The 7615-nt window shown below is 44.6% G+C and carries 8 protein-coding genes; all 8 read right to left on the bottom strand.

Going from position 1 to position 7615, the window contains the following annotated elements:
- Window positions 1-354: 354 nt before the first annotated feature.
- The 8 genes from lysS to M3197_RS16175 all read right to left on the bottom strand — a co-directional run bounded on the left by lysS (window position 355) and on the right by M3197_RS16175 (window position 7598).
- Window positions 355-1845 (bottom strand): lysine--tRNA ligase, encoded by a 1491-nt coding sequence (lysS, locus tag M3197_RS16210; RefSeq protein ID WP_251662790.1) that lies wholly within the window; start codon window positions 1843-1845, stop codon window positions 355-357.
- Between the two features lie 265 nt (window positions 1846-2110).
- Complete coding sequence (gene folK / locus M3197_RS16205) at window positions 2111-2605, bottom strand: 2-amino-4-hydroxy-6-hydroxymethyldihydropteridine diphosphokinase (RefSeq protein ID WP_251662788.1); 495 nt, start codon at window positions 2603-2605, stop codon at window positions 2111-2113.
- Window positions 2602-2970 (bottom strand): dihydroneopterin aldolase, encoded by a 369-nt coding sequence (folB, locus tag M3197_RS16200; protein WP_251662786.1) that lies wholly within the window; start codon window positions 2968-2970, stop codon window positions 2602-2604. The genes folK and folB overlap by 4 nt, the downstream gene beginning before the upstream one ends.
- An 11-nt stretch (window positions 2971-2981) precedes the next feature.
- The gene (folP, locus tag M3197_RS16195; protein WP_251662784.1) at window positions 2982-3833 is read right to left on the bottom strand and encodes a dihydropteroate synthase; all 852 of its coding nucleotides are present in this window, start codon (window positions 3831-3833) and stop codon (window positions 2982-2984) included.
- A gap of 130 nt (window positions 3834-3963) precedes the next feature.
- A complete protein-coding gene (cysK, locus tag M3197_RS16190; protein ID WP_251662782.1) occupies window positions 3964-4890 on the bottom strand; it encodes a cysteine synthase A in 927 nt (308 codons plus the stop codon).
- Between the two features lie 131 nt (window positions 4891-5021).
- Complete coding sequence (locus M3197_RS16185; protein ID WP_251662780.1) at window positions 5022-5954, bottom strand: peptidyl-prolyl cis-trans isomerase; 933 nt, start codon at window positions 5952-5954, stop codon at window positions 5022-5024.
- Complete coding sequence (hslO, locus tag M3197_RS16180; RefSeq protein WP_251662777.1) at window positions 5932-6819, bottom strand: Hsp33 family molecular chaperone HslO; 888 nt, start codon at window positions 6817-6819, stop codon at window positions 5932-5934. Before hslO ends, M3197_RS16185 begins: the two co-directional genes overlap by 23 nt.
- On the bottom strand, window positions 6816-7598 hold the full coding sequence (locus M3197_RS16175) for a type III pantothenate kinase (protein WP_251662775.1): 783 nt from the start codon (window positions 7596-7598) through the stop codon (window positions 6816-6818). The genes hslO and M3197_RS16175 overlap by 4 nt, the downstream gene beginning before the upstream one ends.
- Between the last annotated feature and the right edge of the window lie 17 nt (window positions 7599-7615).

Genomic DNA, 7615 nt, shown 5'->3' with positions numbered 1-7615 from the left:
CTGGCATCATTTAAGATGTCTATCAGATCAACTAAGATCTGTTTGTGTTTGTTTCACCGGCAAAACCGGCTTCTCAAACGATAATTCGTTGACATTTTGCTGTTCAGTTTTCAAGGTTCATAGTGTTTCTTTTTTCTGTTCAAGTTGTTTTGGCAACTTTTATATAATACCACACTGTATAGTACGCGTCAAGCACTTTTTAAAAGTTTGTTTCGCTAAAGTTGTAGTACATAAATAGTTACGTCAAAAGCAACGTATTCAAATATACCACGCACAAGAAACTAACGCAAGTACTTTATTCTCAAATAAAAAAGAGTGCACCTCAACACGCGAGATACACTCTTCCATTCACACTTAGTCTTTTGAACGCATTTGCGGGAACAGCAATACATCACGGATTGACTGCGCATTTGTTAAGAGCATGACAAGACGGTCAATACCTATTCCTAGTCCGCCTGTTGGTGGAAGACCATACTCTAATGCTTCAATGAAGTCGTCATCCATTTCATGCGCTTCGTCGTTACCTTGTTCTTTTTCCACAAGTTGAGCTTCGAAACGTTGACGTTGGTCAATCGGATCATTGAGCTCAGTAAAAGCATTTGCGTGTTCACGGCGTACGATGAATAACTCAAAACGATCTGTAAACCGACCATCTTCTGGGTTTTTCTTCGCTAGTGGTGAAATTTCAACTGGGTGTCCGTAGACGAATGTCGGCTGAACAAGCTGTTCTTCCACTTTTTGCTCAAAGAATTCATTTAGTACATGTCCAACTTCCATCGTCGGCTGAACTTCCACGCCATGTTCCTTCGCAAGTCCATGCGCTTCGTCTTTCGTCATTTCTCTCCAGAAGTCTACGCCTGTATATTCCTTAACAGCATCCGCCATGTGGAGACGTTTCCATCCTGGAGACAAGTCAATGACGTCTTCTCCATATTGAACTCTCGAAGTACCTAACACTTCTTCAGCAATGTGGGAAATCATATTCTCGGTTAATGCCATGATGTCATTATAGTCCGCATAGGCTTCATACAGTTCAATCATCGTGAATTCAGGGTTGTGACGCGTAGAAATTCCTTCATTTCTAAACACACGACCGATTTCGTATACTTTTTCTAATCCGCCTACAATCAGACGCTTCAAGTGCAACTCAATCGCAATCCGCATATACAATGTCATATCTAATGTGTTGTGATGAGTAATAAACGGACGGGCAGACGCGCCACCTGCAATAGAGTGCAACATCGGTGTCTCTACTTCTAAGAAACCTTGTCCATCCAAATAGCGACGCATAGACTGTATGATGCGGCTACGTAAGATGAACGTCTCTTTACTACCTTCAGTAGAGATCAAATCTAAGTAGCGCTGACGGTAGCGCTGCTCAATATCTTGTAATCCATGAAACTTTTCAGGAAGTGGTCGGAGTGCTTTTGATAAAAACGTGAACTCTGTCACTTTAATAGAGAGTTCCCCAACTTTAGTTTTGAACACCGTTCCTTCGATTCCTACGATGTCTCCTAAATCAGCCATTGTGAAGAGCTTATATGCATCTTCTCCAACTGCATCTTGACGTACGTAAATTTGAATTTGGCCACCGAGATCCTGGATATGCGCAAATCCAGCCTTACCCTTACCACGCTTAGTCATTATCCGTCCGGCAATTTTAGCAACATGTGGCGCTTCGTCTAACTCTTCTTTAGATAGTTCACTATATGCTTCTGTCAACTCGTTTGATAAATGAGTCCGCTCAAACCGCGCACCAAACGGATCCAATCCTCCGCTTCGTATCTCTTCCATCTTCTGGCGTCTCACTTGACGTTGGTCGTTCAACTCTTCTACATTCGACATCCTGTTCACTCCTCTAAATTCTAATGCGCTATCCGCCTATTATAACCTTATTGTACACAATTTCATCATGTAAAAAAAGCCGCTGGGTTAGCAGCTTTAAAAACCCGTTCCCTATTGCTTCCTCATATCGCCCGCTAACACTCCAGCGTTACAACGGCAAAGATTCTAGATTATCGGCTGACCACCCTACTTATATGCCTTCAAACACGAACGTACATTCGCTTCTCGTCTGAGCCGCATTTCACAAGGTATCTTTCTAGATTATTCAGTCCTCCACTATTGCTCCCCACAAAACTACCCCGCCTTCTTGCATTGCAGGCTCATCTCGAAATTCACGCCCTGAAACCGGGTCTATACACCCTGGAGCCAGTTCTGTTAAAGGGATTAATACAAAAGCTCGCTCCCGCATCCGAGGATGAGGTACGGAAAGCTCCTCTCTTTCAATAACATCATCATTATATAGCAAAATATCAAGATCTGCCGTCCTAGGACCCCAACGAATCGTTCGCTCCCTGCCCAGCTCCTGCTCGATTCGTTGGCAGACCGTCAGCAGTTCTAACGGATCAAGCGTGGTTGCTAAACGGACAACTATATTTAGAAAGTCCGCCTGATCAGTAAGTCCCACCGGTGCAGTTTCATAGATAGAAGATGTTTCGACCGCCTCAATCCCTTCCGTCGCCCGTAGGGAAGCAATTGCCAACTTTATATACGCTTCACGATCTCCCATGTTCGTCCCAATGGACAAAAATGCTGTATTCATGAGAACCGACCTCGTTCAATCTCCACTGACACAGACGCATAATGTCCTGGAATCGGAGGATCTGGTTTTACAATCAGCACGCGAACCCCTGATACTTGGTTCTTATAATCGGAAAGCAGTTTCCCAGCAACCCGCTCCGCAACCGCTTCAATAAGTTTAACGGGTTCCCCTTCTACAATCGACTGAACAACAGTATACGCTTCCGCGTAGTTTACTGTTTTAGATAAATCATCATTCGTTCCAGCCTCCGCCAAATCGATAGCCATTGTTACTGACACCTTAAACCGTTGTCCCAAAACCGTTTCTTCCGCTAGCGCACCATGATAGCCGTAAAATTGCATTTCGTTTAAATGTATAAAATCCATTTGAATTCCCCCTAAATTGTAAGTTTTTGTTTTCTCGTAAGAACATCCATCATCCGGACCATTCGCGCAATCGCTTTCACATCGTGGACGCGCACAATGTGACAGCCATGTTCAATACCATAGCAAACGGTTGCTCCTGTTCCTTCCAATCGTTCGTCAACAGGTAAGTCTAGCACTTTTCCAATCAATGACTTTTTCGATGTCCCGAGCAGCACAGGGTAACCTAGCGCCGATAGTCGATCCAAGCTTTGCATTGCTTCAATATTTTCGTGAATATCTTTTGCAAACCCGATTCCCGGATCCAACCAAATATTATAGTCCGCTACCCCCGCATTCCTCGCAATCATTATACTCTCTTCGATATCAGCGAGTAGTTCATCACCAAAGTTGCCTTCATAGATAGCCTGTTCCTTGTTGTGCATCAAAATGATTGGAGCCCCATATTGATTCGCAACTTCTGCAATCCGTGGCTCACGCTTCGCTCCCCATACATCATTAATGATATGAGCTCCCGCTTTCATCGCCTCTTCAGCAACAGTTGCTTTATATGTATCAATCGAAATTGCGCAGTCTAGTTCCTTCGAGAGCAATTCAATAACAGGAATCGTACGTTCTAACTCCTCCTCTAACGAAACTGGCGTATGTCCAGGCCGTGTAGACTCCCCGCCAATATCGATAATTTTGGCACCATCCTTTATCATTTCTATTGCACGACGAAGCACCGCGTCCGTTTGGCTATATCGTCCGCCATCAGAAAACGAATCCGGGGTTACATTCAATATCCCCATAACGATCGTTTCTTTTGAAAAATCGAGGTCTGTCTCGCCTAACCGGTACGGTACTTTTGCATATTCCAATTCCACTGCGCACACTTCTTTCCTTGCCGTTCAATTCTAAAACAGCTTTTTGTATCAGTTTACCGGTTACTCTCTTAATTTCCTACTGGAACGATATAAAAAAGAGGAAGCAATTATGCTCCCTCTCACCTCTTCATTACTCTTCTTCAAACTGGTAGAGCGGTGTGCTCAAGTAACGCTCACCATTCGAAGCCAAAATTGCTACGACGGTTTTTCCTTTTCCCAGTTCCTTCGCGGCTTTCAGCGCTGCAAACACAGCTGCTCCTGATGAAACCCCGCCCAAGATACCTTCTTCTTTCGCCATCTTGCGGGCATATTCGTAGGATTCGTCATTTGTCACTTGTGTGATTTCATCATAGACTTCGGTGTCGAGCACTTCGGGAACGAACCCTGCGCCGATTCCCTGGATTTTATGCGGTCCTGGCTGCCCTCCTGAAAGTACCGGAGAATCTGTCGGCTCTACTGCAATGATTTTAATATCCGGGAAGCGTTCTTTTAGTACGCTGCCAACGCCAGTAATTGTTCCACCTGTGCCGACTGCAGAAACGAATGCATCTACTTTGTCTAGTGCATCTGCAATTTCAGGTCCCGTTGTGAGTCGATGAACTTCCGGATTCGCCTCATTGTTAAATTGTTGTGGGAGAAACCATCCGTTTTCCTTCGCTAATTGTTCAGCTTTCGAAATGGCTCCCTTCATTCCTTCAGAGCCTGGTGTCAAAATCAGATCGGCGCCGTATGCGCGTAACAAGTTTCTCCGTTCTAAGCTCATCGTATCCGGCATCACAAGAACCGCTTTATATCCTTTCGCAGCGGCAATCATCGCAAGCCCAATTCCTGTGTTCCCACTCGTCGGTTCAATCAGGGTACCGCCCTCTTTTAGTTCCCCTGACTTTTCAGCCGTTTCAATCATTGCGAGTGCAATACGATCCTTCACACTGGAGCCCGGGTTGAAGTATTCCAGTTTCAAATAGACGTCAGCATCATCGGGTCCTACAAGGCGATTCAGCTTTACCAACGGTGTTTGACCGACTAAATCCGCAACAGAGTTTCCAACTTTCTTCATTTCCAACACTCCAATCCTTAGTTAATAGGTAGGTTTTATAATGTATTCAGTTTACAGAAGAAATGTGCCATTTGTCAAACAAAACCAATCTATTCAAAACATCAAAAAGCTCCGCTACAAGAGCGAAGCTTTTACTTTCCATAAAACCAATGCGCATCGAATTCTTTCCAAAACGTTTCCGGTGTCACCGATTGGGAAAGTTGTTGCAGAGCCAGTTCACTGCGTATATGTTCTTTGACTTCTTTGAACTTAAACGAACGACCTTTTAGAATGTCACGCATTTGAATAATTGCATATGTGCCATCTTCAAGTTTAAATACATCACTCACACCGTCTTCTTTTAACTTCTTCGCTGTTTGTAAAATCTGCGGGTCAACTTCTTCCGTACGACTGCTAATATACCCCAGATCCCCTCCTATAGAAGCAGAGGATGAATCGACAGAACGTTCTTTGGCGAGAACATCAAAATTAGACCCGTCTTTCAGTTCCTCGAGCGCCCGATTCGCATCTGATTTCGTGGACGCGACAAGTAAAGAAGTCCGGTAAGCGGTTGGAATATCAAACTGTTCTTCATTCTTTTCATAATACGCTTTCACCGCTTTATCCTCAATGACAATATCCTTCGTTAACACACGGTTCAGAATGAGTTCAGAACGAACTTTTCTACGCATTTGATCGGCATCCATCCCTGAATAGGCTTTACCATCGAGGGATGAGAGCAGAGCCAACTCACGGTCAATGTCCTTATCAGAAACATCGATTTTGTACTCTTTCGCAGCGGTTTCCATGACCCTGTCATTTACTAGGTCAAGTAGCACTTCACGACCGACCTCCTGCTCCATCGAGGTCATCCATTCTTCTCGCGTAATTGGCTTTCCATCAACTGACGCCACTTCTTCTCCCGCTTGAAACGGACTCTCAGCTTTGTCCGGAATGAGCCAGCCGATGAACCATAAGAGGTTCCCTAGCGCCAGAATTGCAATTAGCATAACGAGTGGTTTGGCTTTTAACCGACGCTTCGGTGGTTCGTTAGTTCCCCGATTACGATCCAGACTGGATTTCATCAATAAAGCCCTTTAACTCATCTTTAGAATAGACGTACTTTTCCAGACAGAAATGACATTCCGCCTCAGCCTGGCCATCCTCGTTTATCATTGTAAGAATTTCCTCTACACCTAAACTCTTAATGGCAGTCCCAAAACGTTCTTTTGAGCAATTACAATCAAAGCTGACCTCCATCTGGTCGACGATTCGGACGTTTTCTTTCCCAAGAACCTCTTCTAAAACTTGTTCAGGCGTCAATCCACGGTCAATCATTTTAGAAATCGGTTCCATCTGACTGATGCGTTGCTCCAATTCTGTAATGGTATCGTCTGTAGCACCTGGCATCACTTGGAGGATGAATCCACCTGAAGCTTTTACTGTATTATCCGGATTAACTAGGACGCCCAGCGCAACAGCGGAAGGCACTTGTTCTGAAACAACAAAGTACTGCGTGAAATCCTCTGCAACTTCTCCAGATATAATAGGAGTTTGACCGGTAAACATATCCCGCAAACCAAGATCCTTCACAACCGTGAGCATTCCTTCTGTTCCGACCGCACGACGCACATCCAACTTTCCTTGAGCATTCAAGTCGAAATGCGTTTGCGGATTATGCGCGTATCCGCGGATATGGCCCTGAGCATCTGCATCCGTCACAATCGCCCCAAGAGGTCCGCCACCGTCCAACTTAACCGTCAGCTTGTCTTCACCTTTCATCATAGCGCCCATCATGACTGTCGCTGACATCGTACGACCAATCGCAGCAGTTGCAGTCGGCCATGAATAGTGGCGACGTTGCATTTCACCTACTGATTCTGTAGTTCTAACAGCGTATGCACGAATTGTGCCATCAAACGCTAGTGCTTTTATAAGATAATCATTCATTTACCATTCTCTCCTTGCTGATTACGTTCATAGATCAGTTTTAACCCTTTTAACGTGAGATAGTCATCCACAACATCGATAACATCCGTCTCTTTACCAATGAGAGGAGCAAGTCCTCCTGTTGCGATAACAGTAGGTACTTTTTTGCTTTCGGCCTTCATCCGCCCCACAAGTCCCTCGACTTGTCCAACATACCCGTATAAGATACCCGCCTGCATCGCAGAGACTGTATTTTTCCCAACAACGTGTTCTGGACGCGTCAATTCCACCCGTGGCAATTTAGAAGCACGGTCAAATAGCGCTTCCATGGAGATGTTAATGCCTGGAGCGATTGCACCTCCCATGTATTCTGCATGTTCGTTCACGTAGCAATACGTAGTCGCTGTACCGAAATCGACAATTATGAGCGGACTGCCATACTCATGTATCGCGGCTACTGCATTGACAATCCGGTCAGCCCCCACTTCTCGTGGGTTTTCATATTTAATGTTAAGTCCTGTTTTTACACCAGGACCCACAATGACTGGCTCCTGATTAAAATACTTTTTACACATCTGTTCAAGAGGGAACATTACAGGAGGTACGACTGAAGAAATAATAATGCCTGTTATATCCGCAAACTCGAGTCCTACGTGTGTAAATAAGGCTTTCACTTGCATTGCATATTCATCTTCTGTTTTTTGACGGTATGTCTCCATCCGCCAATGATGCTTTAATTCAGTACCTTCATAGACACCGAGCACAATATTCGTATTACCTGTATCTAAAACTAAGAGCATGACTGATTCCTCACTAA

The organism is Sporosarcina aquimarina (genome assembly GCF_023715615.1).
GTDB lineage: Bacteria > Bacillota > Bacilli > Bacillales_A > Planococcaceae > Sporosarcina > Sporosarcina aquimarina_A.
The sequence above is the reverse complement of the archived record's forward strand: the minus strand, read 5'-3'. Positions and strand labels throughout refer to the sequence as shown.

Excerpts from the sequence above, each read along its gene's own strand:
- lysS (WP_251662790.1), bottom strand. The coding sequence starts at position 1,845 with ATGTCGAATGTAGAAGAGTTGAACGACCAACGTCAAGTGAGACGCCAG.
- hslO (WP_251662777.1), bottom strand. The coding sequence starts at position 6,819 with ATGAATGATTATCTTATAAAAGCACTAGCGTTTGATGGCACAATTCGT.
- folB (WP_251662786.1), bottom strand. The coding sequence starts at position 2,970 with ATGGATTTTATACATTTAAACGAAATGCAATTTTACGGCTATCATGGT.
- cysK (WP_251662782.1), bottom strand. The coding sequence starts at position 4,890 with ATGAAGAAAGTTGGAAACTCTGTTGCGGATTTAGTCGGTCAAACACCG.
- M3197_RS16185 (WP_251662780.1), bottom strand. The coding sequence starts at position 5,954 with ATGAAATCCAGTCTGGATCGTAATCGGGGAACTAACGAACCACCGAAG.
- M3197_RS16175 (WP_251662775.1), bottom strand. The coding sequence starts at position 7,598 with ATGCTCTTAGTTTTAGATACAGGTAATACGAATATTGTGCTCGGTGTC.
- folK (WP_251662788.1), bottom strand. The coding sequence starts at position 2,605 with ATGAATACAGCATTTTTGTCCATTGGGACGAACATGGGAGATCGTGAA.